The sequence below is a fragment of the Xanthomonas sp. WHRI 7064 genome (assembly GCF_040202355.2).
Classification (GTDB): domain Bacteria; phylum Pseudomonadota; class Gammaproteobacteria; order Xanthomonadales; family Xanthomonadaceae; genus Xanthomonas; species Xanthomonas arboricola.
Genome location: NZ_CP167821.1, coordinates 2,567,934 through 2,593,173, shown reverse-complemented (window position 1 = coordinate 2,593,173; position 25,240 = coordinate 2,567,934). Strand labels below are relative to the sequence as shown.

Below are 25,240 nucleotides of genomic sequence, written 5' to 3'. Positions count from 1 at the left end.
TGTTCCGGGTTCGACGATAGCACCTCCTGGTGTGGCATGGCTCCCCTCCTGAGAATGTCTACCTAATTCCCTGTCGAATGCACGGCCTGCTCCAAGCGCATTCGGCTGGAGGCCCGCAGCTGCTGGAGGCCCAGTCTCCGCGCCATTGCGTAATACACAGCTTCGTCTTTCGTTCCTTGTGCGATCACAGCACGGGCCAGCGAAGCCAGTTCCTGCAGGCTGATCTCGTCGACCGCCCGCACGCTGTCCTCGTCGGCAGGCGCCCGGAAAGGCGGCTCCGTTGCAGGATCGAGATGCTCGGGCCAGTAGAACGTGCCGACCTCTTCATCCGTCGTCCGATGGCGGGCTCGAGCAAGTTGGAACACGCGCTCGCGGATCCGCCCGCCTGTGCGTACCCAGCCGTGGGCACGGGCGATGCGGCGAGCCAGCAGGGCGTCGAGCACGGGGCCTTCATGATCGATGACGTGGGCGATCATGGCCAATAGGGTGTCGTTGTAATCGTCGTCGAAAAAGCGATCGGGATTGGCGCCGGCGACCGCTTCGGCCGGATGGGTGACCCGATAGAGCGAGGCTTTGGGTGGCGTTGTTTCTGCGATACCAGCATGGGCTGGTGCTGCGGAGACCTGGCGAGCAAAGACTTCCTCGACTTGCTGCGATGGAGCTGTCGCCGGGACTTCTGGTGCGACCGGACCCGCATCCTGGATTGGGGCCGCCGTTTCCTCGTCTGGCTTCGTTACTGACGCCATAGCTTGCGCGATGGCCGCCTGCGCCAGGCGCTCGGCCTCAGCTTCGCGCTCGGCCTGTTCGGAGCGCCGCTTGCGCTGGGCCGTGAGCACGGCTTGCAGCCGGGCGTCCAGCCTGTCGAGCGTGCCGGCCGGATCGATCCACCAGTCGGTGGACCAGACCCGCACGATGTCCCATCCCAGGCCGCGCAGAACCTGCTCGCGCAGCTTGTCGCGGTCGCGCGCGGTGGCGCTGCGATGGTAGGTGGCGCCATCGCATTCCACACCGGCCAGGTAGCGTCCGGGGGCGTCGGGATCGACGATGCCGAGGTCGACGCGGAACGAGGAGGCGCCGATCTGCGGCTGGACGTGCCAGCCGCGCCGGGTCAGGGCGGTGGCCACAGCTTTTTCAAAGGGACTGTCGAAGCCCCCCAGGCTGCCTCTGTTCGATTCCGCCAGCGCGCGAGCGCCGCGTTCGGCGAATTCCAAGAAGTGCTTGAGATCGCGCACGCCGATGGCTTGAGTGCGCGCCAAATCCATCTGCTCCGCGTGGAAGCTGGCGAATACGCGCAGTTCGTGACGCGCACGGGTGATAGCCACGTTGAGCCGGCGCTCGCCGCCTTGGCGGTTGAGTGGACCGAAGTTCATAGCCAGTTGGCCTGCGGGGTCCGGGCCGTAGGTGATGGAGAAATAGATGAGATCGCGTTCGTCGCCCTGCACGCTCTCCAGGTTCTTGACGAACAGCGGCTCCAGTTCGCTCTCGGCGAAATAGGGCTCCAGCCTTGGATTCTGGTGGCGTGCCTCGTCGAGCAGGTCCTCGATCAGTTTCTGCTGCTCGGCATTGAAGGTGACCACTCCAATCGTGAGCCCGATTTCGCGGAAACCGGGCGTCGTCAGGCGCGCCACCACGTCGGCGACCAGCGCCTTCGCTTCGGCCGGGTTGGTCCGCGCACCGCCCTTCTGGTAGGTGCCTGAGACCGGCTGCAGGCTGACCGCGCGATCGTTGGTGACGGGTGAGGGGAAGGTGACCAGTTCGCCGTCGTAGTAGGCATGATTGGAGAACGCGATCAGGCTTTCATGACGGGAGCGGTAGTGCCAGTTCAGATTCCGTGTCGGCAGGTTGGCGCCGATGCACTCGTCGAGGATGCTCTCCAGGTCGGCCTCGACGTCTTCGTCGTCCAGCCCGGATTCGGCGCGGTCGAAGAACGAGGTGGGCGGCAACTGCTTGGGGTCGCCGACCATGACGACCTGGCGGCCGCGGGCGATGGCGCCGATCGCGTCCCAGACCGGGATCTGCGAAGCTTCGTCGAAGATCACCAGGTCGAACGCGTTGGCTCCGGCCTGGAGGTACTGCGCGATGGACAGCGGGCTCATCAGCAGGCAGGGCGTGAGCTTGGTCAGCGCCTCGGGAATCTGAGCAATCAGTTCGCGCAAGGGCAGGTGCGCGCGCTTCTTGCCCATCTCATGCCGTAGCAGCCCCCATTCGGAGTTGCGGCTAACGTTGTCCTGCGAGGGCAGGTCGGCGCACAGGCGGGCGCGCAGCCAATCCCTGGTCAGGGCGGTGAAGCGTTCGTCGAGTTCGCGGAAATCGCGGATGCGCTGTTCATGCTCGGCGCTGACGAAGCCGCGGATGACCGGCTCGTGATCGACCACGGCGTTGAGCCACCAGCGCGCGTAGTTGGTCTCGAAGGTTCGGCGTGCCTGGTCCGGGCCGACCCGGCCCTGCTCGATGCCCTGGACCAGGGGGGGCAGCCCGAGTGCCAGCGCCTCGTCGCGCGCCTGGCGCCATGCGCACCAGCTGCGCAGCCCGTGTTCGGCGCGCACGATGGACTGACTTTGCTCGATCAGCCCGTCGAGTGATATGGACTGCCACTGCGCCTGGGCGGCCTCGGCAAAATGTCCGGTTGTCGCGAGTGCCTCGCGCCGGGGTAGCAGCTGTTCCCATTTCTCCACGTATCGAGCGCCGGCCAGCACGATTCGACCACCTGGCTCCAGCAGTGCATTGGCATCGCCCAATAGCGCATGCAGCGGTGCCTTGCAGGCAGAGATCTGTTCGGGCGTGGTGGCCAGGCGGGCCAGCACGGCAGCCAGATCCTCTCGGAGCTGGCAGGCCTGCTCGAGGTCATCCAGGTGGGTGGCGAGACCTTTCCACAGGCCTGCGGTGGACTCGCGCAAGTCGTCCAGGGCGGCCAGTGCTTGTTCCGTATCGGCCCGCTGGCGAAGCGTCTGGTGGTCACGTGTCAGCGTGGGGCCGCAAGCGCCTTCCTCAACCACGGTGTGGGCATCCAATACACCTAGCTGGGCATGGCTGCGCCAGTCGCTCAGGAAGTCGAGTGCGGCACGCAGGCGGTCGACTGGTGTGGCGTGGCCTGCCCATAGGCCGTCGGTCGCCGTTTCCAGCGATGCCTGTGCCGCAATGTCTTGCTCGAGCTGGCGCAATTGCCGTGCCCGTTGCAGATCGGCTTGCAGGGCGGCCCCGCATTGGCCGTTGGCGATGGCATCGAAGCCGTCGTCCTCCCAGGGCTGGCCTTCGCGTACGGCGGCCAGGGCGGTTTGCCAGCGCAGGGCCGTGCGTATCTTGTCCTCTTGTGTCTCCAGTCCTGCCCAGACGTCCGCACACTGCTGGCCTGGAACGATGGCCTGGATCTGCTGGCGCAAGGCGTGGATGGCCTTCCAATGCTGCAAATCGTTGGCGACGTCGGGCTGCGCGCCGCCTGTGATAGCGCTGGACAGTTGTGCTGTGACTTTGCGTTTACCCAGCCAGGACTTGGGCCAGAACGTCTGCTCGGCCTGTTCCCACATTTGCTGCAACTGGGCGACGTCGAGCTGTTCGATCGCCTTGCCGTAGGGAGCCGATAGTGCCGAGTGGTGCTCGCCGAGTTGGGCCAGCAGGCCCAGCCCTTGGTTGAGCTGCACGGTGATGCGTATCGGCCAGGGCTCGCCGAGTTCTGCGCGAGTCTGCCGGTGCTCGGCGAGCAGGGCCAGCCCGTCGGCGCAGGCGGTCATGACAGAAGCGGGCCACGGCGTGGACAGCTGTATGTTCAGTTCCGCATGGCGGCGCGCCAGTGCCGCGCCTTCCTGAAGGCGTTGGCTCAGGCTGCGTGCGTCGGGCCGCAGGACAAAGCGCCAATCATGTCCCGCCGCCAGAGGCAGGCGTTGGGCCAGGAGCAGCAGCGCTTCGCAGGTTTCGGGCGTCAAGGTGGACGAGGGCAGGCCGATGGCATGGACAAACGCCTGGGCGGATTCGATCGTCGCCTGGGCGGCGGGAAGCACATCACGCGCAGTGGCGATTAGTTGCTGCTGCCAGGTGGGCGACCAGTCTCCCTGGCCAACCAGGGCCAAGGGGTGCTGCGCCAGCGCGGCATGGCCAATGGCCTGTGCGTTGACTTCCAGGCGGTCCACGGCACTGCGCAACTGTTCGATGCCAGCATGATCGTGCTGATCGGCCGAGGGCCAGGCCAAGTGAAGTGTCGGGACGTCGTGTCCCGCGCTGACGGTGCCGATGGCATCGAACAGGCTCAAGCCGTTGCGGCGACGCTGGTGAAGGCGTTCCACATAGATGTTCAGCGCATCGCGCAGGCGTTTGAGTTTCTCGGCCTCGCCCCGCCACTGCTCGGCGTCGGCCTGGCCACTGCTGGACCAAGCCGATTGCAACTGCGTCAGCACGTCGAGCTTGCGGGCTTTGCTCGAGTGCAGCTCCAGGCAGAACTCGCCCAGGCCGATTTCACGCAGGCGCCGGTAGACGACGTCCAGCGCCGCGATCTTCTCGGATACGAAGAGGACGCGTCGGCCCTGTGCCAGGGATTGGGCGATCAGGTTGGCGATGGTCTGGCTCTTGCCCGTCCCCGGTGGACCGATCAGGACGAAGTCCTTGCCCTGCGAGGCGGCCAGCACGGCTGACAACTGCGAGGAATCCGCCGGCAAGGGGCAGAACACCTGCCTGGGGTCGAAGTGCTGGTCCAGTTCGCGCACTTGCGGGAACGGAGCGCCCGGTGGATAGGCATCGCGCGGGGTGTCCAGCAGGTGACGCACGACCGGGTTCTCTCGCAACTGTTCGCTGTGCTCGGCCAGGTCTTTCCACATCAGGTACTTGGCGAACGAGAACATGGACAACACCACGTCCTCGGTCACTTCCCAGCCCTTGATCTCCTTGATGGCGTGGCCGACAGCCTTCCATACCGCAGCGACGTCCAGGCCGGCATCGTCCCGCGGCAGTTCGCCTTCGAGCGTGCCTAGGCTCAGTTCGAAGTCCTGGCGCAGCATCTCGATCAAGGTCGGATTGAAGCGGGGCTCGTCGTCATGCAGGCTGAGCGTGAAGCCCGAGCGGGCGCTCTTGCGCTGCAGGCTGACCGGCACCAGGATCAAGGGCGCGCGGTAGCGCTGACCGTCACGGTCTTCGCGGGTCCAGGACAGGAAGCCCAGGGCGAGATAAAGCGTGTTGGCACCACCTTCCTGCAAAGTCGTGCGAGCGCTGCGAAACAAATCGACCAGGCGTGAATCGAGTTCGATCTCGGGAACGCCAACGAAAACCTCGCCTTTCTGCAGGGCTTCCAGCGCGTGCGCACGGCGCACGTTCTCGCGTTCGCGGGCTTCGTAGATGGCCTGATCGCGCGGATCGGCACCGTCCATCAGGTCTGGACGCGGGCGCAGCTTCAGGGACTGGCCGCTGGCCAGCATGTCTTCCAGCGCGCCAGGGTCCGGTGCTTCCAGCTTGAGTGCTTTCTTGCCGGCCTTAAAGTTGAGCAGGTTGTTGCGAAGCGACAGATCCAGCAGCTTGCGTTGCCAGCGAAGCAGCCGGTCTTTGGGATCGAGCTGGCTGGCATCTTCCGCATTGGCCGGCGCGTTGTCGGGCAGGTCAGGCGCGTCTTCGATCTTTGGCGCGGCGGGCATGGACGGTGACCCTTCGGTGTCCGACGCCGTAGCAACTGCCGCCTCCGCACTGGCCAATGGCTTGATGCGCTGCAGCCGCGCCCGGCGGATGTCCACGGCCAGGCGGAATCCCGCATCCTGAGATTCATCAACCTGCTGGGCACCGCGTTCGGTGGCATAGCTGAAAGGGACAGTGGGGCGCTGGGTGATCAGGGTGGTCTCGAACAGCACCAGTTCCTTGAGCCTGAGGCGCTTGCGCAAAGCGGTCACGTCGTCGACGACCGTGTTGGAAAACTCCTCTGGTTGCAGCCAGACACCTGCAAAGGCATGGCCCTCTGTGAAGACCAACAGGGGGTTCAACCCTGCCTGCTCGAGTGCGGCGCAGAACAGCAACGTGAGGTCGAAACACGTCCCCAGCCCCGAGCTTTCGATCTGGCTGGGACTGCGCACCTTCTGGCCCGACTGCTCGAAGCTGGCCGGGGGCAGGGCATAGTCCAACTGCATGCCAGCCGTAGCCCCCCAGAGGGCCGAAGCCAGTTCCCAGGCGCGTTTGGCGCCGCCGGTGTAGCCATCCAGTGCGGGGTTGCGATCGTTCTGCCGCAACACCTCGGCGGTTCGCTTGAGCAGCCGATCCACGGCCGGATCGTTGGGTTGGACGAAGGCGGCGACCAAGTCCGGCAGATGCGAGATGCCGCCCCATTGGTTGCGTGGCAGCAGCTCCAGATGGCTGTCGCGCTGCGCGAGGGCCGGGATGGACGCATCCGCGCCCACGGAGCGCAAGGCCAGCGAGACCGTGGCCGTCTCGGCCTCAGTTAGCCGCGCCAGCAATCCGCCGTCCAGATTCAGGTCCAGGTCGCGGATCGGATAGCGGGAGCCCGCGGCCAGCGCGTCGATCCGCCAACGGCGCGGCTTCAGAAAGGGCGGATCGGACGTCAGTACTAACTCGACCTGCTCATGCTTCTGATCGGTCTCGTTGACCAGCCAGAGATCCCGCAACAGTGGGACCGCATTTTGAAAGTCCGCCAAGTTCAATTTGGCGATCAGGGTAACGTCGATTTTCAATTCGGCAGCGGTGGCCGAATCTTCCAGTTGTGTCTCGTCCATGGAATCCCCTGCAGTGCCCTGTCATAACGCGCATTACGCCCCGTTACGCCCTGCCAGGATATTAGCGCCAGTTGGCAAAGATATCGGCTAGATAAGAGCCATCGCAGCGAAATAGGGACGACGGCTTGCCAAATCTGCCTTCTTGCAGGTGGTGATAAGTGGGTATATTATGTAAAAAATATTAGACATTTAACCTAACTATCGCGCCTGCCATGAACCTCATCGACATCGGCCATACCGTACGGACCCGGCGCACTGAGCTGGGCCTGTCCCAGGCGCAGTTGGCACACTTGAGCGGACTGTCTCGCCAGACCCTGGTCGGCCTGGAAAATGGCACGCTGAGCGATCTTGGCGTCAACCGTGTGGGGCAGGTGACGGCGGTACTGGGCTTGGACAGTCCCAAGCTCGATACGCAAGCGAGGCGCAAGAAGCGCGGCCTGTGGATGGCGGCCAAGACGGTGAGCGTCAGCTATGCACGTGAACTGGCGCCCGAGGCGCTGGAGCAGGCCCTGGCGAGTGGCGAAGTGCCTGCTCCATTTGTCCCTCACCTGACACATTTACTCGACGAGGCGCCTGTGCCCATCGTCGTGATGGCCGTGGAAGAGGCGGCCTCGCGTGCGCACCTGCCGCCAAGGCAGGTCTGGCGCAACGTGGCGAAGCTGGCCGGGTCCTTGTCCGTGCACCGTCGGGCGCTGTGGGCATGAAGCCCGTGGCACTGCCCGGCGGTCCATGGGAGAAGCTTTTCCCGCGGGCGTTGGCGCTGATCGACGAGATTAGCCAGTACGGCGGCATCACGGACCCGTTCTGGACCCTGGGCGGTGGAACCGTGCTGATGTTCCGTTACCGCCATCGGCTGAGCAAGGACATCGACATTTTTGTGCCCGATCCGCAGTACCTCGGCTTTGTCACGCCTCGTTTGAGCGACTCGGCGGCGGACTTGACGCAGGACTACACTGAGCAGCCAGGCGCCTTCGTCAAACTGCAATTCGAGGAGGGCGAAGTCGACTTCGTTGCCGCTCCCAATCTGCTGAACGACGCCTGGGACACCTGGGATATCGGCGGTCGCGCTGTGAAGGTGGAGACAGCCGCCGAAATCATTGCCAAGAAGATGTACCACCGTGGCGATCGGGTCACGGCGCGTGATCTTTTCGACCTGGCGCTCGTGATCGAGCGCGAGCCTCAGCAGCTTCTGGCGGCGACGCCGTTTCTCCTACGCCATCGGAAGGCGTTTCTGTCCCAGATCCAGGCGCCGCATGCCGGCCTGCGCGCCGCGTTCAACGCCATCGCGATGCTGGATTACACGCCCAGCTTCGATCATTGCGTAGCCGTGGTCGGGGACTTCCTGGGCGAACTGTAATCCCTTAGCGTGTGGTCGTTCCCGGTCGTAGTGGAGCGCCCTAAGATGCATCGTGATCGACAATAAGCCCGAAAGTGTCGACGCCGCGCGGGTCGCTCCATAACCCGCACCAGCATTAAACGCGTGTTTTTGACGGTAGATCGCGACGGTATAGACTTGTCGATTACTGAAAATCCCTTAAATCACGGGGGTTTACGAGGCCCGTTGATGACAGAGTGGGGAATGACATCAGGTTTTCGTGACTGTCGCCAGTCGTCGAAAAGATGACGCAGGTATCGATGATGGTGAAATAGTCCGGGTGCGCATGCGCCCGGCCCCGCCGTTGGCGGGGGAGGGTGAGGCGTTCTGCACTCAGGTACGCTCGACCTTCGCGGATAATGGGATGCTCGCTGCGCTCGTGCCGTCGCTGGATGACAGGACCACGCTCTAGAAGCGCGGGCTGCATCGAGCCTTTGTGTCAAACAAGACCGCACAGCGGGATACCCTGCGCTCGACGAAGCGTTCCGATCAGAGACGCAGTCATGCCTGCACGATCCGCACGGCTTCGACGCGCAGTGATCGCCATGCACCGCACGCGCTTCGCCCAAGGCCTAAACCGCAGCGACACCACCGTCGACGAAAAGCTCATGGCCGGCGACAAAGCTGCTCTCGCTTGATGCCAGGAAGAATGACCCGTCATCGAAATCGCGGATCGGGCATTTCGTCGACTTGTTCTTGAATGGCATAAGCGCGAAAAGTGCGGATTAGCCAGCGATAATTCCGCTATCTCCGCACGAGTGGGCGCGAAAAAAAACCGCGCAATGCGCGGTTTGATCCTGGATCCACTGCAGTTGCCCGTCAGCGCAGCTTGGCCAGCGCCACGCGCGCATCTGCCATGAACTTCTGCGTTTCCTGTGGCGTGGAGAGGTTGGCGCCGAGCTGGTTGAGCACCTGCTCGATGTCGCTCGATGAGTCCCAGGCTTCGTCGCAGAGCATGCCGGCGATCGGGCCGAGATAATTCAGCGCGACTTTTTCCAGTGCCTCGCGGACGCGCTCGTCGGGTGGGGAGCCAGCGCCTGCAGGTGCTGCGTTCGGTGCGGCGAGCGGCGTTGCGGCGGCCGGTGCCGGAGCCGCTGCAACCGCTGCCCGCGGCGCAGCCGGTGCACCACCCAGATCCTGTTCGAAACCGCCCATCAACCACTGCCGCGAGTCGTCGCTCAGCAGCGAGGGCTTGCCCATGCCGGCGCCGGGATCGGCCTGGAAGCGGGCCTTGGCCGCATTGACCATGGTGAGGCGTTGCACCGCCTCATCATTGCGCAGCATGCGGAACACCACCTCTTCGATCTGCCCGGCGTTGAGGCGGATGATGCAGGAGTGGTTCTCCTCGGTGACGATGAACAGAAAGCCGGACGCCTTCTTCAGTGCCAGCGCCTTGAGTTCGCGCAGGACCTCGATCAGCGGACGGAATTCAGTGGACATGGCGTCTTCCTTGCATCATCTGGTACGGAGTGGGGGCGCGCAGCTCAGCGTTTGCTGAGCCGCTCCATGGCCAGCCGGACACTGTTGGACAGGCGGGAGATGGCGCGCGCCAGGGTACCAATTTCATCCTTGAGGTTGACCTCGTCGATGGTGTGGTTCCACTTGCCCAGGCTCAGCTCTTCGGCCACGGTGGTCAGGTGCTGGATCGGGCGCAACACGCGGCTCCAGATCAACGCCCACTGCAGGCCGAGCAACAGCGCGCAGACCAGCAGGCCGATGCCGGCGATCCACAGCGACTGGCGCACGATCACGCCATTGACGTCGCTCTTGGGGTATGCCGACACCAGGGTGAAGCCCCAATCGGGCACTTCCTGCTTGGTGACGACCCAGTCGTCCGGCGTTTCCTTGACGATCCGCTCGATGGTGGCGGTATCGGTGGTGGCACCGGTGGTGGACTGGAAGCGCAGCTTGTTCTTGCTGTCGAACACGGCGATGAAGCCGGAGTCGAGCACGCGCCGGCTGCTGACCACGTTTTCCAGCGCCTGGGTGTCGGCCTTGTAGCCCACGTACCAGGCACCGATCACGCGCTTGTCGTTGCCGGCGAAGATCGGCTCGTAGCCGGTGACGTACGGGTTGCCGAGGATGTCGACCACGCCGTAGAAGCTTTCGCCGTTGCGCAGCTTGGCGGCGGCCTGGCCGTTGGGATCGAGCACGGTGCCGATGGCGCGGCTGCCGTCGTCCTTCTTGACGTTGGTGGAGATGCGCACGAAGTCATCGCCGGTACGCGAGAACAGCGTGGCGGTGCCTTCGTGGATGGCGGTGACATCGTCGAGCATGTCGAAGACGTTGGCCTGCGCCTTCTGGCCCAGCAGCAAGTCGTTGGCGCTGCGCTCGCCCACGCGCACTTCGTTGCCGACGCTGGCGGCGCCGTGTGCGTTGGCTTCCTTGCGCAGCTGGCGCATGGAGGAATTGACGCGATCGAGCATCATCGCGCGGGTGACCGAGAACAGGGTCTGCAAGGACACCGACTGGCGCTCGATCGCGTCGCCGGTCTCGAACTTGACCCGGTTCGCTTCGGTAATGGCCAGGATGACCGTCAGTGCCACCACCACGACCAGCACCAAGGCCAGCACCGGCAACAGCAGGCGCACCCGCAAAGAGTGACGAAGCATCGCAATTCCCCTGAACGCGTTTAGTGATTGAATCGAACGCCGTCGCAGCCCCCCGGCAGCGGTCGGACCTAGCCGTTATCGGCTGTTGCGCATGATGCTGAAGCGGCCCCCACGCCGCTGGCGGTGCATACGATAGCTCAAGCCGATCGTTTTGGAAGCGCGGCGGTTACGCCGAGTGGCGTGGCGTTCAAGAACGGTCGAGAACGTCACAGGCTTGCGGCGCGATGGACGTGGCCGACAAACGGCGCGATGGCCTTTGCGCGCCTGGAAGCCGGCGGCGCGAAGGAGAAACGCATAGAAAAGCCGACTCTCACGAGCCGGCTTGGTGTCGCGAATCGAACCGGATCAGGCTTTGGCGAAGGCCAACAGGTCCTGGTTGAACTGATCGGCGTGGGTGACGGGCAGGCCGTGCGGGGCGCCAGGGTAGATCTTCAGTTCGGCGTTCTGGATGATCTTGGCCGACAGCTTGCCCGACGCATCGATTGGCACGATCTGGTCGTCGTCGCCATGCACCACCAATGCCGGCACATCGATCTTCTCCAGGTCCGGGGTGTAGTCCACTTCGGAGAACTGCTTGATGCAGTCGTACTGGCCCTTGTGGCCGCCCAGCATGCCCTGCAGCCAGAACGCATCGCGCATGCCCTGGGTGACCTTGTGGCCGTCGCGGTTGGCGCCGAAGAACGCCGTGGTCAACTCCTGGTAGAACTGCGAACGGTCCTTGGCCATACCTTCGCGGATGCCGTCGAATACGCTGATCGGCAGTCCACCGGGATTGGTCGGGCTCTTGACCATCTGCGGCGGCACTGCGCCAACCAGCACCACCTTGGCCACGCGCTTGCTGCCATGGCGGCCGATGTAATGCGCCACTTCGCCACCGCCGGTGGAATGGCCGACCAGGATCGCGTCCTGCAGATCCAGCTGCTCGATCACTGCCGCCAGATCGTCGGCGTAGGTGTCCATGTCGTTGCCGTCCCAGGTCTGCGACGAGCGGCCATGACTGCGACGGTCATGCGCGATCACGCGGAAGCCGTGTTGGCCCATGAACAGCATCTGCGCGTCCCAGGCATCGGCGCTGAGCGGCCAGCCGTGCGAGAACACCACCGGCTGGCCCTTGCCCCAGTCCTTGTAAAAAATGTTGGCGCCGTCGGGGCGGGTGACGAAATTGGACATCGGGTTGACTCCGTTGTTGGTCGGGTGGGGCGGTGTGGTGGGAGGGGCGCGTAGCGCCGGGACAGCACTGGCCAAGCTCTGCAGCGCTAACGCTGCCAGAGCGGCCGTTGCAGAGATGAGAAAGCTGCGTCGACCGGGCGCGTCTCGAACGGAGGCATGGGCGCTGCCGCGGGCGAGGGCATGCAATCCGGACGTCGTGATCACGGGCTTGGCGTGATGCGGTCAGTAGCGCATGCGTCGAACTGGTCGCTGCACACGGGACGCGCAAGGCGCCGCCAACCATCAGCTTCGACCGCAAGCTGACGGCTGCGACAGATCGCCGAGGCGGATCACTGCAGTGCGGTATCCCACAGCAGCTTCAGGTTCAAGCCGACGATCACCGCCGCAATGACCCAGGCAATGCGCACCAGCCACGGCGGTGCCACCAGCGCGCCCATCAACTCACGATCCGACACGAAGCGCACCAGCGGGATCACCGCAAACGGCAGCTGCATCGACAGCACCACCTGGCTGAGCACCAGGAGCCGCGCGGTACCGGCCTCGCCATACAACCAGGTCACGATCACCACCGGCACGATGGCGATGCCACGCGTCAGCAGGCGCCGCAGCCACGGCGGCAAGCGCAGTTGCAGGAAGCCTTCCATCACGATCTGCCCGGCCAGCGTGGCGGTGACGGTGGAATTGACGCCGGAGGCCAGCAGCGCCACTGCAAACAGCGTCGAGGCCAGGCCCACGCCCAGCATCGGCGCGAGCAGGGCATGGGCCTGTTCGATTTCCTGCACATCGGTGCGGCCCTGCGCATGGAACACCGCCGCCGCCAGGATCAGGATCGAGGCGTTGATGAACAGCGCGAACATCAACGCCACGGTGCTGTCGGTCACCGCCCAGCGCAGCGCCGACTTGCGGCCCGCATCGGTACGCGGATACGCACGTGTCTGCACGATCGACGAATGCAGGTACAGGTTATGCGGCATCACCGTCGCACCGATGATGCCGATCGCCAGATACAGCGCGCGCGGGTCGGTGACCACCTGCGCACGCGGAATGAAGCCGCCCAGCACGGCGGCGATCGGCGGTGCCGCCAGCGCGATCTGGATGCCGAAGCAGACGAAAATGATCAACAGCAGCGCGATCACGAACGCTTCCAGCGCGCGGAAACCGCGGTTCATCAGCAACAACACCAGCACCACATCCACCGCGGTGATGATGGCGCCCACGGTCAGCGGAATGCCGAACAACAGCTTCAACGCAATGGCGGTGCCGATCACCTCGGCCAGATCGCAGGCGATGATCGCCAGTTCGCAGATGCCCCACAGCGCCAGGTTCACTCCGCGCGGGTAGCGCGCCCGGCAGGCCTGCGCCAGGTCCAGTCCGGTCGCGATGCCCAGCCGTGCCGATAGGCTCTGCAGCACGATCGCCATCAGGTTGGACAGCAGGATCACCGACAGCAGCAGATAGCCGAACTGCGAGCCGCCGGCCAGGTCGGTGGCCCAGTTGCCCGGGTCCATGTACCCGACCGACACCATGTAGCCCGGGCCCAGGAACGCCAGCAGCCGGAACCACCAGTGCCCGCCCTTGGGTACGGCGACGCTGGCGTGGTGATCGCCCAACCCGCCATTGGCCGCGGCCGGCAAGGGGAGGGGCGAGGCTGGGTGAGGACGGAGATCGACGGACATGCGGCGCAGGCTGGCAGGGAGTCACACCGATGATATAGCAATTGCTATGCTGTTGAGCATTGGCAATTTAAATCGTAATGATCGGCTGCGTGCTTCAAACTACGCATCCCGGCACTGGCGCCGGACGTGATGACGGGGATGAGGGTGGGCAAGAGCGAAAAGCTGGAAGCAGCCGCGCCGGCGCTGATCGACGCGCAGGTGCATATGGAGAGCTTCCGTCAGGTGCGCGAAGCGCGCCGCGCCGAGCTGGTCGAGGACTATGTGGAGCTGATCTCCGACCTGCTGGTCGACGGTGGCGAGGCGCGTCAGGTCGATATCGCCGCGCGCCTGGGCGTGGCGCAGCCGACCGTGGCCAAGATGCTCAAGCGGCTGGTGCGCGACGGCTGGGTGGTGCAGCGCCCGTATCGTGGTGTGTTCCTGACCCCGGCCGGCGAGGCGCTGGCCGCGTCCAGCCGGCAGCGCCATCAGATCGTCGAACGTTTCCTGCTTGCCCTGGGCATCGACGAGGCCACCGCGCGCCGTGACGCCGAAGGCATCGAGCACCATGTCAGCGAAGCCACCGTGGCCGCGTTCGCCGCCTTCCTGGATCGCCAGGGCGGCAGCGCCGCGTGAGCATGCCGGTGGAAACGTCGGTGGATGCGGCGCAGGCGCTGATCGACCAACAGTGGATGCAACGCGCCCTGCAACTGGCCGAGCGTGCCGAACGCGACTTTGACGAGATCCCGGTCGGCGCGCTGCTGGTCGATGCCGGGGGCACCGTGCTGGGCGAGGGCTGGAACTTCAATATCGCCAGCCACGATCCCAGCGCGCATGCCGAGATCATGGCCATGCGCGAAGGCGGCCGCCGCCTGGCCAACCACCGGCTGATCGGCTGCACGCTGTATGTCACGCTGGAGCCGTGCGCGATGTGCGCGATGGCGATGATCCACGCACGCATCGCGCGGGTGGTGTTCGCCGCCAGCGACCCCAAGACCGGCGCCTGCGGCAGCGTGTTCGATCTGCCCGCCGACCCGCGCCATAACCACCGCGTGCAGGTCAGCGGTGGCGTGCTGGCCGCAGAGGCCGGCCTGCGGCTGACCAATTACTTCAGGGCCAAGCGCGGCAAGCCGCCCCTCGCGCCCTGAGCGGCGCGGCCGCGGTATGATGCGCGCCCTTCAGCATCCGGCCGGCGACGGCCCTCCACAGGACGGCGATATGGCAGACACCCTTGCAGGCAACGACCGACTGATCTGGATCGATCTGGAAATGACCGGCCTGGATACCGATCGCGATTCCATCATCGAGATCGCCACCATCGTGACCGATGCGCAGTTGAACGTGCTTGCCGAAGGGCCGGAGCTGGCCATCGCCCACCCGCTGGCCACGCTTGAAGCCATGGACGAGTGGAACCGCAATCAGCACCGCCGTTCGGGGCTGTGGCAGCGCGTGCTCGACAGCCAGGTCACCCATGCCCAGGCCGAGGCGCAGACGGTAGCCTTCCTGAGCGAGTGGATCCGCGCCGGCGCCTCGCCGATGTGCGGCAATTCGATCTGCCAGGACCGCCGCTTTCTGCATCGCCAGATGTCGCGCCTGGAGCGCTACTTCCACTACCGCAACCTGGACGTGTCCACCATCAAGGAGCTGGCACGGCGTTGGGCGCCGACGGTGGCCAATGGTTTTGCCAAGAGTTCGGCCCACACCGCGTTGAGCGATGTGCGTGATTCGATCGACGAGCTGCGCCACTACCGCCAGTTCATGGGCGCGCTGGGCGGCGATTCCCAGGCCGACGTACCGGCCTGAGCGCTGGCCGCGGCGTTGTTGCACGCTGTTGGCATGTTGATTGAGGGCGCCTAGTTGCGGACGACGCTCAGGCGTACGTCCGGCAACGTTTGCTGCCGGTCAGGCAGGCCAGAAGCCTCACAGTGGCAGCGCATCCAACAAAAAGGCCGCATCGTTCGATGCGGCCTTTCTGCTTTTCCATCACGCCACTGAATGCATCAGCGCGCCAACGGCGGACCCTTGCTCAGGTCGCCGTCGTCGGCGATGCCTTTCAGCAGTAGGTCGGAGATCGGCTTGCCGTCGGCATCGTGGTGATACACATGCAGGTCGCGCTGCGGATACGGGATGTTGAGCCCGTTTTCCAGCAACTGGTTGCGGATCTGTTCCAGCGTGGTGCTCTTGGCCGCGCCGAAATTGCCGTTGGTCGCATACGCGAACAACATCAGATCCACCGTGCTTTCGCCCAGGTTGGTGACCTGCACGAACGGTGCCGGCGACTGAAGGATGTTGGGGTTGTCCTTGGCGATCTGCAGCAACAGCTGCTGGGCTTTCTTCAGATCGTCGCCGTAGCCCACGCCCACGGTCACTTCCAGGCGCCGGTTGGGCAGGGTGCTGTAGTTGACGATGGGCGAGGTGGTGATGGTGCTGTTGGGCAGGGTGATCATGCGCTCGTCGAACGAGCGGATCCGGGTCTGGAAGATCCGGATCTCGTCGACGATGCCTTCCTGGCCGGCAATCACCACATGGTCGCCATCGCGCATCGGCCGCAGCACGATCAGCATCACGCCTGCAGCGATATTGGACAGCGAGTCCTTCAACGCCAGACCGACCGCCAGGCCGGCCGCACCCAGCACCGCGATCAGCGAGGTCGGCGGCACGCCGATCTTGCTCAGCGCACTGACGAAGACCAGCACCAGCAGCAACGCGTACAGCACGTTGCGCAGGAAATTGGTCAGCGTGATCTCGATGCGCGCGCGGGTCAGCGCACGGTGGAGCCACTGGCTGAGCTGCTTGGCCAGCCACATGCCAACCACCACGATCAGCAGGGCCAGCCCCCAGTTGAGCGCGTATTGCGCCCACGGGATATTGGCCCAGTTGAACGCCGGCTCCGCCGTCCTGGCCGCCACCGGCCTTGCGGCGACTGCTCCCGCAGCCGCCGCCAACACCGCACCCAACATACCCATTAGCTCTCGCTCTTCAACTTGGCCAGACGCAGCCAGGTGTCCACCACGGTGTCAGGATTCAGCGATACCGACTCGATCCCTTCCTGCATCAGCCACTCGGCCAGTTCCGGGTGATCGGACGGCCCCTGGCCGCAGATGCCCACATACTTGCCCTTGGCGCGCGCCGATTTGATCGCCATCGACAGCAGCTTCTTGACTGCTGGATTCCGCTCGTCGAACAGGTGCGCCACGATCGACGAGTCGCGGTCCAGGCCCAGGGTCAGCTGGGTCAGGTCGTTGGAGCCGATCGAGAAACCGTCGAAGATATCCAGGAACTCGTCGGCCAGCAGCGCATTGGACGGCAGCTCGCACATCATGATGATCTTCAGGCCGTTCTCGCCCTGCTTGAGCCCGTTCTGCTCCAGCACCTCGATCACCTTGCGGCCTTCTTCCAGCGTGCGCACGAACGGGATCATCACCCAGAGGTTGTCCAGGCCCATCTCGTTGCGCACCTTCAGCACCGCCTTGCACTCCAGCGAGAAGGCCTTGGTGAAGGACGGATCGACGTAGCGGCTGGCGCCACGGAAGCCGATCATCGGGTTCTCTTCATGCGGTTCGTAACGCGAGCCGCCGATCAGGTTGGCGTACTCATTGGACTTGAAGTCCGACAGGCGCACGATCACTGTGTTCGGTGCCACCGAGGCGGTCAGCGTCGCGATGCCCTCGGCCAAGCGATTGACGTAGAAACTCACCGGGTCGCCGTAGCCAGCGGTCTTGGCATCGATCTTCTTGCGGACGTCAGCGTCCTGCTTGTCGTATTCCAGCAGCGCGTTGGGATGGATGCCGATATGCGCGGCGATGATCATTTCCAGACGCGCCAGACCGATGCCGGCGTTGGGCAGCTGGCCGAAGTCGAACGCGCGCTCCGGGTTGGCCACGTTCATCATGATCTTGAGCGGGGCAGGCGGCATGTTGCCCAGGTCGGTGGTGGTGCGCTCGAACGGCAGCAGGCCGTCGTAGATGAAGCCGGTATCGCCTTCGGCGCAGCTCACCGTCACTTCCTGACCGTCGCTGATCACATCGGTGGCGTTGCCCGAGCCGACCACGGCCGGCACGCCGAGTTCGCGCGCGATGATCGCCGCATGGCAGGTGCGGCCGCCGCGATTGGTGACGATGGCCGAGGCACGCTTCATCACCGGCTCCCAATCGGGATCGGTCATGTCGGCGATCAATACGTCGCCGGCCTGCACGCGATTCATGTCGTCCAGCGAGCGCACCACGCGTGCCACGCCGCTGCCGATCTTGGCGCCTACCGCACGGCCTTCGACCAGGATCTTGGCGTCCTTGGCTTCCAGCGAGAAACGCTCGATCTGGGTGGCATGGCTGCGTGACTTCACGGTCTCCGGGCGCGCCTGCACGATGAACAGCTTGCCGCTGACGCCGTCCTTGGCCCACTCGATATCCATCGGGCGGCCGTAATGCTTTTCGATCACCAGCGCCTGCTTGGAAAGCTCCTGCACGTCTTCGTCGCTGATCGAGAAGGTGCTGCGCAGTTCCATCGGCGTGTCTTCGGTGCGCACGCGTTCGCCGGGCACATCCGAGTAGACCATGCGGATCGCCTTGCTGCCGAGCGAGCGGCGTAGGATCGCCGGCTTGCCTGCGGTCAGCGTGGGCTTGTAGACGTAGAACTCGTCGGGATTGACCGCGCCTTGCACGACCATCTCGCCTAGACCGAAGCTGGAGGTGACAAACACCACGTCGCGGAAGCCCGATTCGGTGTCCAGCGTGAACAGCACGCCAGCCGCACCGACGCCCGAGCGCACCATCAACTGCACGCCGGCCGACAGGAACACGTCTTCGTGCTTGAAGCCATGATGCACGCGGTAGGCGATTGCGCGATCGTTATAGAGGCTGGCGAACACTTCCTTGACCTTGTGCACGACATCGTCGGCGCCGGTCACGTTGAGGAAGGTCTCCTGCTGGCCGGCGAACGAGGCATCGGGCAGATCTTCGGCAGTGGCCGACGAACGCACCGCCACGGCCACTTCGCCACCGCCGTTTTCCGCACACAGCTGTGCGTACGCGGTGCGGATATCGCGGTCCAGTTCCGGCTGCAGCGGAGCATCGATCACCCAGCCGCGGATTTCCTTGCCGGCAACGGTGAGGGCAGACACGTCTTCAACATCCAGCGTTGCCAGCTTGTCGAAGATGCGCTTGGACAGATCGTTATGCGCGATGAAGTCCTTGAAAGCCTCGGCAGTGGTCGCATATCCACCGGGAACCGAAACGCCAAGCCCGGCCAGGTTGCCGATCATCTCGCCGAGCGAGGAATTCTTACCACCTACGCGGGCCAGATCGGCCAGGCGTAGCTCATGCAACCACAGGATATTCTCGTTCAAGCGCGATGCTCCGTATGGCCATCGCCCGAGCGGGCTGGATGGCCGCGTCCGTAGGAAGAAGCCGCTATGATGCAGTGCACAGCGGAATCTGCACAAGCATGAACCCGTAAGTTTTGGACACCAGTTCAAAGAGGTGGTCTTGATGTCAACAATTCGACCGGTGTTCTACGTCTCCGATGGAACCGGTATCACCGCTGAAACGATTGGGCATAGCCTGCTCACGCAGTTCAGTGGATTCAACTTCGTCACCGACCGCATGTCGTTCATTGATGATGCAGAAAAAGCGCGCGATGCGGCATTGCGCGTGCGCGCGGCAGGCGAGCGGTACCAGGTGCGCCCGGTGGTGGTCAATTCCTGCGTCGATCCCCAGCTGAGCATGATCCTGGCCGAAAGCGGCGCCTTGATGCTGGACGTGTTCGCGCCCTTCATCGAGCCGCTGGAGCGCGAGCTCAATGCGCCACGGCATTCGCGCGTGGGGCGTGCGCACGGAATGGTCGACTTCGAGACCTATCACCGCCGCATCAACGCGATGAACTTCGCGCTGAGCCACGATGACGGTATCGCACTCAATTACGACGAGGCCGACGTGATCCTGGTGGCGGTGTCGCGCGCCGGCAAGACGCCGACCTGCATCTACCTGGCATTGCATTACGGCATCCGTGCCGCCAACTACCCGTTGACCGAGGAAGATCTTGAAAACGAGCGCCTGCCGCCGCGCCTGCGCAATTACCGCAGCAAGTTGTTCGGCCTGACCATCGACCCGGAGCGGTTGCAGCAGATCCGCCAGGAGCGGCGCGCCAATTCACGCTACAGCGCGGCAGAGACCTGCCGGCGCGAGGTGGCCACCGCCGAGCGCATGTTCCAGATGGAGCGCATTCCGACCTTGAGCACCACCAATACCTCGATCGAGGAAATTTCCAGCAAGGTGTTGTCCACGCTAGGGCTGCAGCGCGAGATGTTTTGAGGCGGGAATTGGTTGGCGGGATTGGGGATTGGGCCGCGCGTAGCGTATTCACTATCCAGGGCTGCCGTGACGTATCGCGGCCGGTCGGCAAGCGTCAAGGAAATCAAGCGGGCGGGGTAGGGCTCCGCCAAGGTAGGCCTGCCGGTGGCCGGTCGTCAATGCTGCCCGTGCGGCAGCGCAGCGTGTAGGATCGGTTCATGGCGCAAGCACTGAGTAAACTCGAACGCATCCCCAAGTTGAGCCGGTTCGGCTGGCTGATGGGCTTGTACGCAGAAAACTTTCAGCATCTGACCCGGCTGTTCGCACCGGCCGACCTCGCTCCCGGCTCCTATGTCTCGTCGATCGGCGATGGCCTGGACCTGCGTCTGGACGTGATCGAGTGTCACCGCTACACGGTCGAGCTGCGGCTGACCTACGACCTGTGCGACCCGGTGACCGGCGAGCCTGACCCGTCGGCCTATGTGCGCCTGTACCGCGACGCGCGCCAGGCTGAGACCACCCATTGCTATGTCGGCCGTCGCTGGCAGGACGTGATGGGCATGTTCCCGCCGCCGGCCGAGCTGATCAGCCACCGCATGCGCATGAATACGTTCCTGGGTAAGTGGCTGGACTATCTGGCCGAGCGCGGCCATGGCGTAGCTACCTTGCGTCTGGATACCGATTACGTGGCGCCACCGCGCCCGGGCTCGCAGGCTGCGGTCGGCTGAGGCTGCGCCACGCCGCTTGCACAGCATCGGTCATACTGATGCGCTCGATTCCAGCTCGCCCGCCATGCCCTATACCCCCATCGTCGCCACGCTCGGCTACCTGTTGTCGCCCGACGGCACACAGGTGTTGATGATCCATCGCAATGCCCGCCCCGGCGATCAGCACCTGGGCAAATACAACGGGCTAGGCGGCAAGGTGGAACCGGACGAAGACGTGCTGGCCGGCATGCGCCGCGAGATCCGCGAAGAGGCCGGCGTGGAGTGCGGCGACATGCAACTGCGCGGCACCATCAGCTGGCCGGGCTTTGGCAAGCGGGGCGAGGACTGGCTGGGCTTCGTATTCCTGATCCGCAGCTTCCAGGGCGAGCCACAGGCCTCCAACCCGGAAGGCACGCTGGAATGGGTGGCGATCGACCGCATGGACCAGGTGCCGATGTGGGAGGGCGACCGCAATTTCCTGCCGCTGGTCTTCGATGGCGACCCGCGTCCGTTTCATGGCGTGATGCCGTATCGCGACGGGCGCATGCAGTCGTGGACGTATTCGCGTATCTGAGCGGGGCTTGAGGGAGTGCGCAGCCGCCCAGGCGAGCGCGGCTGTTACTGCTGTCTGGCGCGATCACCGCAGTGCCGAACTTGAGCGTCTGCCGTCCTTAATGGACTTCGATCTGCTGGCGCCAATGTGTATGCGATCGACCTGGCGAGCGCAAGCGCAAGCCGGCGCTGCACGCTGTGGCGACATGCCTTCCGAATTCGCCTCCACACATTTCTCCACACCGGTTGTGGATGAATCCTGCGCAAGTCTGTGGACAACTGCGCGCGCGCCTTGCGGCGCAAGGCGGCCACGGAAGCTGGTGAAAATTTCGCCAGCCGCGCTTACTGCGCAGTCCAGCCGCCATCGATGGCGATCGCCTGCCCGGTGATGTTGCGTGCGGCATGCGACATCAGGAACGCGACCGTGCCGGCGAGTTCGTCGTAGTCGATGAAGGCACCCTTGGGCATCGGCTTGAGCATCACATCGCGGATCACCGCCTCTTCGGCGATGCCGCGCGTGCGCGCCTGGTCGGCGATCTGGCGCTCCACCAGCGGGGTGCGCACATAGCTTGGGCATAACGTGTTGACGGTGATGTCGCAGTCGGCAGTTTCCAGTGCGATGACCTTGGCCAGGCCGACCAGGCCGTGCTTGGCGGCGACATACGCGCTCTTGTACGGGCTGGCGACCAGCGAATGGATGCTGCCGATGTTGACGATGCGCCCGTAGCCGGCCGCGCGCATGCCGGGCAGGACCGCGCGGCTGAGCCGTGCGGCGCCGGTCAGCATCACATCCACCAGCAAGTCCCAGCGCTGCATCGGGAAATCTTCCAGCGCGGCAACCTGCTGCAGGCCGGCGTTGTTGACCAGCACCTGCGGCGCGCGCGTCACGCACGCCAAGGCCTGCGCGATGCCGTGGTCATCGGTCACGTCCAGCGCCAGCGCTTCGGCCGAGCCGCCGGTGTCGCGCAGGCGCTGCGCGGTGCGTTCGGCTGCCGCCAGATCCATATCGCTGACGATCAGATGGTGGCCGCCGGCGGCCAGCTCGGTGGCGATGCCGGCACCGATGCCGCTGCCTGCGCCGGTGATCAGGATGCTGCGCTTCATGCTGTCCTCGTCGTCGATCGTGCCCGGCCGGAGCGGCCATGCTGATCGCCAGCCTAGCCGATAGCGCGAAACGGTCGCCTGCATGGCGTGCGCGCGTTACCCTTTGCGCCTTGCTCCTCTCAGGTTCCGCATGAAACGCCATTTCTCGATGCTGCGCGATTTCCAACTCGCGGACTGGTTCACCCTGGCCAACGCCTTCTGCGGCACCGGCGCGGTGTTCGCGTCGATGCGCTTCCTGCAGGAAGGACATCGCGGCGACCTGCTGCTGGGCATGGCGCTGATTCCGCTGGCGTTCGTGTTCGATGCGCTGGACGGGCATGTGGCGCGCTGGCGCAAGGCGTCCTCGACCCTGGGCCGCGAGCTGGACTCACTGGCCGACGTGATCTCGTTCGGGGTAGCGCCGGCGGCGCTGGGCTATGCCTGCGGCATGCGCGGCGGCTGGGATTGGCTGGTGCTGAGCTATTTCGTCTGCTGCGGCGTGAGCCGGCTGGCGCGCTACAACGTGACTGCCGAAGAGATCGCCGGCGAGGCCGACAAGGTGCCGTACTTCGAAGGCACCCCGATCCCCACCAGCCTGCTGCTGGTGATCCTGCTGGCGGTCGCTGCCAGCAGCGGCCATATCGGCCAGACCTTGTGGTGGGGCCAGTGGCAGCTCGGGCCGTGGCAGTTCCACCCGTTGGTGCTGCTGTTTGCAGTGTCCGGCTCGCTGATGATCAGCAAGACGCTGCGCATCCCCAAACCCTGACCGGTACGGCCGGGCACACGCGGTAGGATGGCTGGTGGACAGTCACGGGAAGGGATCATGGCAACCAGCGGTTCGGACAACGGCAACTTCGAAGACAAGGCGCGCCAGTACTGGAGCGCCTGGGGAGATGCCATGCGCCACGGCCAGTCCGGCGCCGCTGCACAGCCCGGTGCCGTTCCCGGGACGGGGCCGGGCACTGACGCACCGCAGGATTGGCGCAAGGCGATGGACTGGTGGTCGCAACTGCTGCCCACCCAGGCCGCACCGCAGGCGCAGGAGGCGATCGACCGCTTCCGTCATCAGGCCGGCGACTGGTTCGGCACCATGCAGCAGGTGGCCGCGCAGTTCGCCGGGCGCGACACCTCGGCCAACGAAGTCTCCGAAGCCTGGCGGCGCGCCGTGCAGGGGCAGGGCGAGCAGCTGATGCAGTGGACGCTGGGCTCGCTGCGTGGCGGCAGCCCCGGCGGCTTCGACCCGTGGCTGCAGGACGCTGCGCAGGCGCTGGCGAAGTGGCGGGAAGAAAACGCGCCATGGCTGGACATGCCGGCATTCGGCGTGAGCCGCAATCATCAGGCGCGCCTGCAGACGCTGGCCCGTGCGCAGCAGGAGTACCAGGCGCAATCGCAGGCCTATGGCGAACAACTCAAGTCGGCCATCGAGCAGGCGTTCGGCCGGTTCGCCTCCAAGCTGGGGGAGCACGAAAGCAGCGGCAGTCAGCTGACCAGTGCGCGTGCCTTGTTCGATCTGTGGATCGAGGCCGCCGAAGAGTCGTATGCCGACGTCGCCTTGTCCGACCAGTTTCGCGAGGTCTACGGCGGCTTTGCCAATGCGCATATGCGCCTGCGCGCCGCGCTGCAGGAAGAAGTGGAGCAGTTGAGCGAGCGTTTCGGGATGCCGACGCGTTCGGAGATGGACGCCGCGCATCGCCGCATCGCCGAGCTGGAACGTGCGGTGCGGCGCATGCTGCGCACTGCGGCCAGCCCGGCCGGCAAGCCGGCTGCAGCGGCGGCTGACCCGGTTGCGCCGGCCACGGCCAGGCGCGCGCCGGCATCCAGGGCGGACACTGCGCCCAAGCCGGCAGCGGCGACCAGCCCGGCCAAGAAACCACCAGCGAAAACCGCCACAGCCAAGAACACGAAGGCGTCCAAAAGCGCCGCCAGGCCATCGGCTGGCACAGCTTCCGCTAAGCCGGCCGCACGCAAGCCACGTGGAGCGCAGACATGAAAGGCCCGTTGGGATTCAGCGCCGAAGACCTGATGCAGGAAACCCTGTCGATGCAGCGCAAGCTGCGCGAGGGGCTCAAGCTGCTGCCCGGCGTGGAAGACGTGGATTACGGCGTGACCGAGCGCGAGGAAATCTGGCGCGACGGCAAGGTGGTGCTGTACCGCTTTGTCGGCGAGCAGGCGCCAGTGGCCAGGACGCCGCTGCTGATCGTCTACGCGCTGGTCAACCGCCCCTACATGGTCGATCTGCAGGCCGACCGCTCGCTGGTCAAGGGCCTGCTGGGCCACGGCCAGGACGTGTACGTGCTGGATTGGGGCTACCCGGACCGCTCCGAGCGTTACCTCACGCTGGAGGACTATCTGCTGCGCTATATCGATGGCGCGGTGGATCACCTGCGCGCGCAGTCGGGGCTGGAGGCGGTCGATGTGCTCGGCATCTGCCAGGGCGGCACGTTTGCGCTGTGCTATGCGGCGCTGCAGCGGCCGAAGGTGCGCAACCTGATCACCATGGTCACGCCGGTGGATTTCCACACCCCCGACAACATGCTCTCCAACTGGGCGCGCATGGTCGATGTGGATCTGTTCGTGGACACCATGGGCAACGTGCCGGCGGATCTGATGAACGCCAGTTACCTGATGCTCAAGCCGTTCCGGCTTAACCTGCAGAAGTACGTCGGCTTGCTCGACATCCTCGACGACAAGCAGGCGCTGGAAGATTTCCTGCGCATGGAAAAGTGGATCTTCGATTCGCCCGATCTGGCCGGCGAGGCGTTCCGCGAGTTCGTCACCCAGTTCTATCAGCGCAATGGGCTGGTGACCGGGCAGGTGCGCATCGGCGGGGAGGCGGTCGATCTGCAGGCGGTGGACATGCCGGTGCTCAACATCTACGCCGAACACGATCATCTGGTGCCGCCCGACGCCTCGCGTGCATTGCGCGGCCTGGTTGGCAGCGACGATTACACCGAGCTGAGTTTCCGCGGCGGGCATATCGGCATCTACGTCTCCGGACGTGCGCAGCGCGAGGTGCCGGTGGCGATCCACCGCTGGTTGCAGGAGCGTGGCGGCAACGCGTGATGCGGCTTTGGGTTGCGCTGTGCCTGCAGCGAGCAGCCGCAGCC

At 64.9% G+C, this 25,240-nt stretch carries 19 protein-coding genes; 11 read left to right on the top strand and 8 right to left on the bottom strand.

Translation table 11 applies throughout. From position 1 onward, the window contains the following. Positions 1 to 62 precede the first annotated feature (62 nt). The gene (locus ABQY74_RS11165; RefSeq protein WP_349791445.1) at positions 63 to 6,695 is read right to left on the bottom strand and encodes a DUF3320 domain-containing protein; all 6,633 of its coding nucleotides are present in this window, start codon (positions 6,693 to 6,695) and stop codon (positions 63 to 65) included. A gap of 212 nt (positions 6,696 to 6,907) precedes the next feature. Here ABQY74_RS11165 and ABQY74_RS11160 point away from each other — a divergent pair, with 212 nt between their 5' ends. Both ABQY74_RS11160 and ABQY74_RS11155 read left to right on the top strand, forming a co-directional pair. Further along, a complete protein-coding gene (locus ABQY74_RS11160) occupies positions 6,908 to 7,399 on the top strand; it encodes a helix-turn-helix domain-containing protein (RefSeq protein WP_102256642.1) in 492 nt (163 codons plus the stop codon). Then, positions 7,396 to 8,052, top strand: a complete 657-nt coding sequence (locus ABQY74_RS11155) for a nucleotidyl transferase AbiEii/AbiGii toxin family protein (RefSeq protein WP_349791443.1) — start codon at positions 7,396 to 7,398, stop codon at positions 8,050 to 8,052. The genes ABQY74_RS11160 and ABQY74_RS11155 overlap by 4 nt, the downstream gene beginning before the upstream one ends. An 837-nt stretch (positions 8,053 to 8,889) precedes the next feature. On the opposite strand, the gene ABQY74_RS11150 is transcribed toward ABQY74_RS11155, so the two are convergent. The 4 genes from ABQY74_RS11150 to ABQY74_RS11135 form a co-directional block, all read right to left on the bottom strand. Next, entirely contained in the window at positions 8,890 to 9,510 is a 621-nt protein-coding gene (locus tag ABQY74_RS11150; RefSeq protein ID WP_349791441.1) for a hypothetical protein, read from the bottom strand. A gap of 44 nt (positions 9,511 to 9,554) precedes the next feature. Continuing rightward, a complete protein-coding gene (locus tag ABQY74_RS11145) occupies positions 9,555 to 10,682 on the bottom strand; it encodes a Cache 3/Cache 2 fusion domain-containing protein (protein ID WP_102251931.1) in 1,128 nt (375 codons plus the stop codon). Positions 10,683 to 11,027: 345 nt separating this feature from the next. Further along, positions 11,028 to 11,852 (bottom strand): alpha/beta hydrolase, encoded by an 825-nt coding sequence (locus tag ABQY74_RS11140; protein WP_349791439.1) that lies wholly within the window; start codon positions 11,850 to 11,852, stop codon positions 11,028 to 11,030. Between the two features lie 329 nt (positions 11,853 to 12,181). Further along, entirely contained in the window at positions 12,182 to 13,528 is a 1,347-nt protein-coding gene (locus tag ABQY74_RS11135; protein WP_104573411.1) for an Nramp family divalent metal transporter, read from the bottom strand. Between the two features lie 144 nt (positions 13,529 to 13,672). Here ABQY74_RS11135 and mntR point away from each other — a divergent pair, with 144 nt between their 5' ends. The 3 genes from mntR to orn all read left to right on the top strand — a co-directional run bounded on the left by mntR (position 13,673) and on the right by orn (position 15,307). Further along, complete coding sequence (mntR, locus tag ABQY74_RS11130) at positions 13,673 to 14,140, top strand: manganese-binding transcriptional regulator MntR (RefSeq protein WP_024939187.1); 468 nt, start codon at positions 13,673 to 13,675, stop codon at positions 14,138 to 14,140. 2 nt (positions 14,141 to 14,142) lie between these two features. Next, positions 14,143 to 14,652, top strand: a complete 510-nt coding sequence (gene tadA, locus ABQY74_RS11125) for a tRNA adenosine(34) deaminase TadA (protein ID WP_372470096.1) — start codon at positions 14,143 to 14,145, stop codon at positions 14,650 to 14,652. Between the two features lie 70 nt (positions 14,653 to 14,722). Beyond that, positions 14,723 to 15,307, top strand: a complete 585-nt coding sequence (gene orn, locus ABQY74_RS11120) for an oligoribonuclease (RefSeq protein WP_024939185.1) — start codon at positions 14,723 to 14,725, stop codon at positions 15,305 to 15,307. A 197-nt stretch (positions 15,308 to 15,504) separates the two neighbouring features. Here the strand turns inward: orn and ABQY74_RS11115 are convergent, their stop codons facing one another. After that, positions 15,505 to 16,470, bottom strand: coding sequence for a mechanosensitive ion channel domain-containing protein (locus ABQY74_RS11115; protein ID WP_349791435.1), 966 nt, complete (start codon positions 16,468 to 16,470; stop codon positions 15,505 to 15,507). Beyond that, positions 16,470 to 18,848, bottom strand: coding sequence for a phosphoenolpyruvate synthase (ppsA, locus tag ABQY74_RS11110; protein WP_349791433.1), 2,379 nt, complete (start codon positions 18,846 to 18,848; stop codon positions 16,470 to 16,472). Before ppsA ends, ABQY74_RS11115 begins: the two co-directional genes overlap by 1 nt. Before the next feature lie 142 nt (positions 18,849 to 18,990). Here ppsA and ABQY74_RS11105 point away from each other — a divergent pair, with 142 nt between their 5' ends. The 3 genes from ABQY74_RS11105 to ABQY74_RS11095 all read left to right on the top strand — a co-directional run bounded on the left by ABQY74_RS11105 (position 18,991) and on the right by ABQY74_RS11095 (position 21,072). Next, entirely contained in the window at positions 18,991 to 19,812 is an 822-nt protein-coding gene (locus ABQY74_RS11105; RefSeq protein ID WP_024939184.1) for a pyruvate, water dikinase regulatory protein, read from the top strand. Positions 19,813 to 20,009: 197 nt separating this feature from the next. Further along, positions 20,010 to 20,519, top strand: coding sequence for a DUF1249 domain-containing protein (locus tag ABQY74_RS11100; RefSeq protein WP_016904415.1), 510 nt, complete (start codon positions 20,010 to 20,012; stop codon positions 20,517 to 20,519). 64 nt (positions 20,520 to 20,583) lie between these two features. Then, positions 20,584 to 21,072: an 8-oxo-dGTP diphosphatase gene (locus tag ABQY74_RS11095; protein ID WP_349791431.1), complete on the top strand. Its 489-nt coding sequence runs from the start codon at positions 20,584 to 20,586 to the stop codon at positions 21,070 to 21,072. A 320-nt stretch (positions 21,073 to 21,392) separates the two neighbouring features. On the opposite strand, the gene ABQY74_RS11090 is transcribed toward ABQY74_RS11095, so the two are convergent. After that, the gene (locus ABQY74_RS11090) at positions 21,393 to 22,154 is read right to left on the bottom strand and encodes a 3-hydroxybutyrate dehydrogenase (RefSeq protein WP_349791429.1); all 762 of its coding nucleotides are present in this window, start codon (positions 22,152 to 22,154) and stop codon (positions 21,393 to 21,395) included. Positions 22,155 to 22,236: 82 nt separating this feature from the next. Here ABQY74_RS11090 and ABQY74_RS11085 point away from each other — a divergent pair, with 82 nt between their 5' ends. The 3 genes from ABQY74_RS11085 to ABQY74_RS11075 are packed head-to-tail and all read left to right on the top strand — an operon-like array spanning position 22,237 to position 25,196. After that, positions 22,237 to 22,899, top strand: coding sequence for a phosphatidylcholine/phosphatidylserine synthase (locus ABQY74_RS11085; protein WP_026064801.1), 663 nt, complete (start codon positions 22,237 to 22,239; stop codon positions 22,897 to 22,899). Positions 22,900 to 22,953: 54 nt separating this feature from the next. Then, a complete protein-coding gene (phaE, locus tag ABQY74_RS11080; protein WP_349792232.1) occupies positions 22,954 to 24,123 on the top strand; it encodes a class III poly(R)-hydroxyalkanoic acid synthase subunit PhaE in 1,170 nt (389 codons plus the stop codon). Beyond that, a complete protein-coding gene (locus ABQY74_RS11075; protein ID WP_024938704.1) occupies positions 24,120 to 25,196 on the top strand; it encodes a class III poly(R)-hydroxyalkanoic acid synthase subunit PhaC in 1,077 nt (358 codons plus the stop codon). Before phaE ends, ABQY74_RS11075 begins: the two co-directional genes overlap by 4 nt. Positions 25,197 to 25,240 lie beyond the last annotated feature (44 nt).

Bases quoted from the DNA above. Each gene is read 5' to 3' on its own strand.
- ABQY74_RS11145 (WP_102251931.1), bottom strand. From the start codon at position 10,682: ATGCTTCGTCACTCTTTGCGGGTGCGCCTGCTGTTGCCGGTGCTGGCC.
- ABQY74_RS11140 (WP_349791439.1), bottom strand. From the start codon at position 11,852: ATGTCCAATTTCGTCACCCGCCCCGACGGCGCCAACATTTTTTACAAG.
- ABQY74_RS11090 (WP_349791429.1), bottom strand. From the start codon at position 22,154: ATGAAGCGCAGCATCCTGATCACCGGCGCAGGCAGCGGCATCGGTGCC.
- orn (WP_024939185.1), top strand. From the start codon at position 14,723: ATGGCAGACACCCTTGCAGGCAACGACCGACTGATCTGGATCGATCTG.
- ABQY74_RS11100 (WP_016904415.1), top strand. From the start codon at position 20,010: ATGGCGCAAGCACTGAGTAAACTCGAACGCATCCCCAAGTTGAGCCGG.
- ABQY74_RS11165 (WP_349791445.1), bottom strand. From the start codon at position 6,695: ATGGACGAGACACAACTGGAAGATTCGGCCACCGCTGCCGAATTGAAA.
- ABQY74_RS11150 (WP_349791441.1), bottom strand. From the start codon at position 9,510: ATGTCCACTGAATTCCGTCCGCTGATCGAGGTCCTGCGCGAACTCAAG.
- ABQY74_RS11155 (WP_349791443.1), top strand. From the start codon at position 7,396: ATGAAGCCCGTGGCACTGCCCGGCGGTCCATGGGAGAAGCTTTTCCCG.
- tadA (WP_372470096.1), top strand. From the start codon at position 14,143: ATGCCGGTGGAAACGTCGGTGGATGCGGCGCAGGCGCTGATCGACCAA.
- ABQY74_RS11105 (WP_024939184.1), top strand. From the start codon at position 18,991: ATGTCAACAATTCGACCGGTGTTCTACGTCTCCGATGGAACCGGTATC.
- ABQY74_RS11075 (WP_024938704.1), top strand. From the start codon at position 24,120: ATGAAAGGCCCGTTGGGATTCAGCGCCGAAGACCTGATGCAGGAAACC.
- ABQY74_RS11095 (WP_349791431.1), top strand. From the start codon at position 20,584: ATGCCCTATACCCCCATCGTCGCCACGCTCGGCTACCTGTTGTCGCCC.
- ABQY74_RS11085 (WP_026064801.1), top strand. From the start codon at position 22,237: ATGGCGTGCGCGCGTTACCCTTTGCGCCTTGCTCCTCTCAGGTTCCGC.
- ABQY74_RS11160 (WP_102256642.1), top strand. From the start codon at position 6,908: ATGAACCTCATCGACATCGGCCATACCGTACGGACCCGGCGCACTGAG.
- ABQY74_RS11135 (WP_104573411.1), bottom strand. From the start codon at position 13,528: ATGTCCGTCGATCTCCGTCCTCACCCAGCCTCGCCCCTCCCCTTGCCG.
- ABQY74_RS11115 (WP_349791435.1), bottom strand. From the start codon at position 16,470: ATGGGTATGTTGGGTGCGGTGTTGGCGGCGGCTGCGGGAGCAGTCGCC.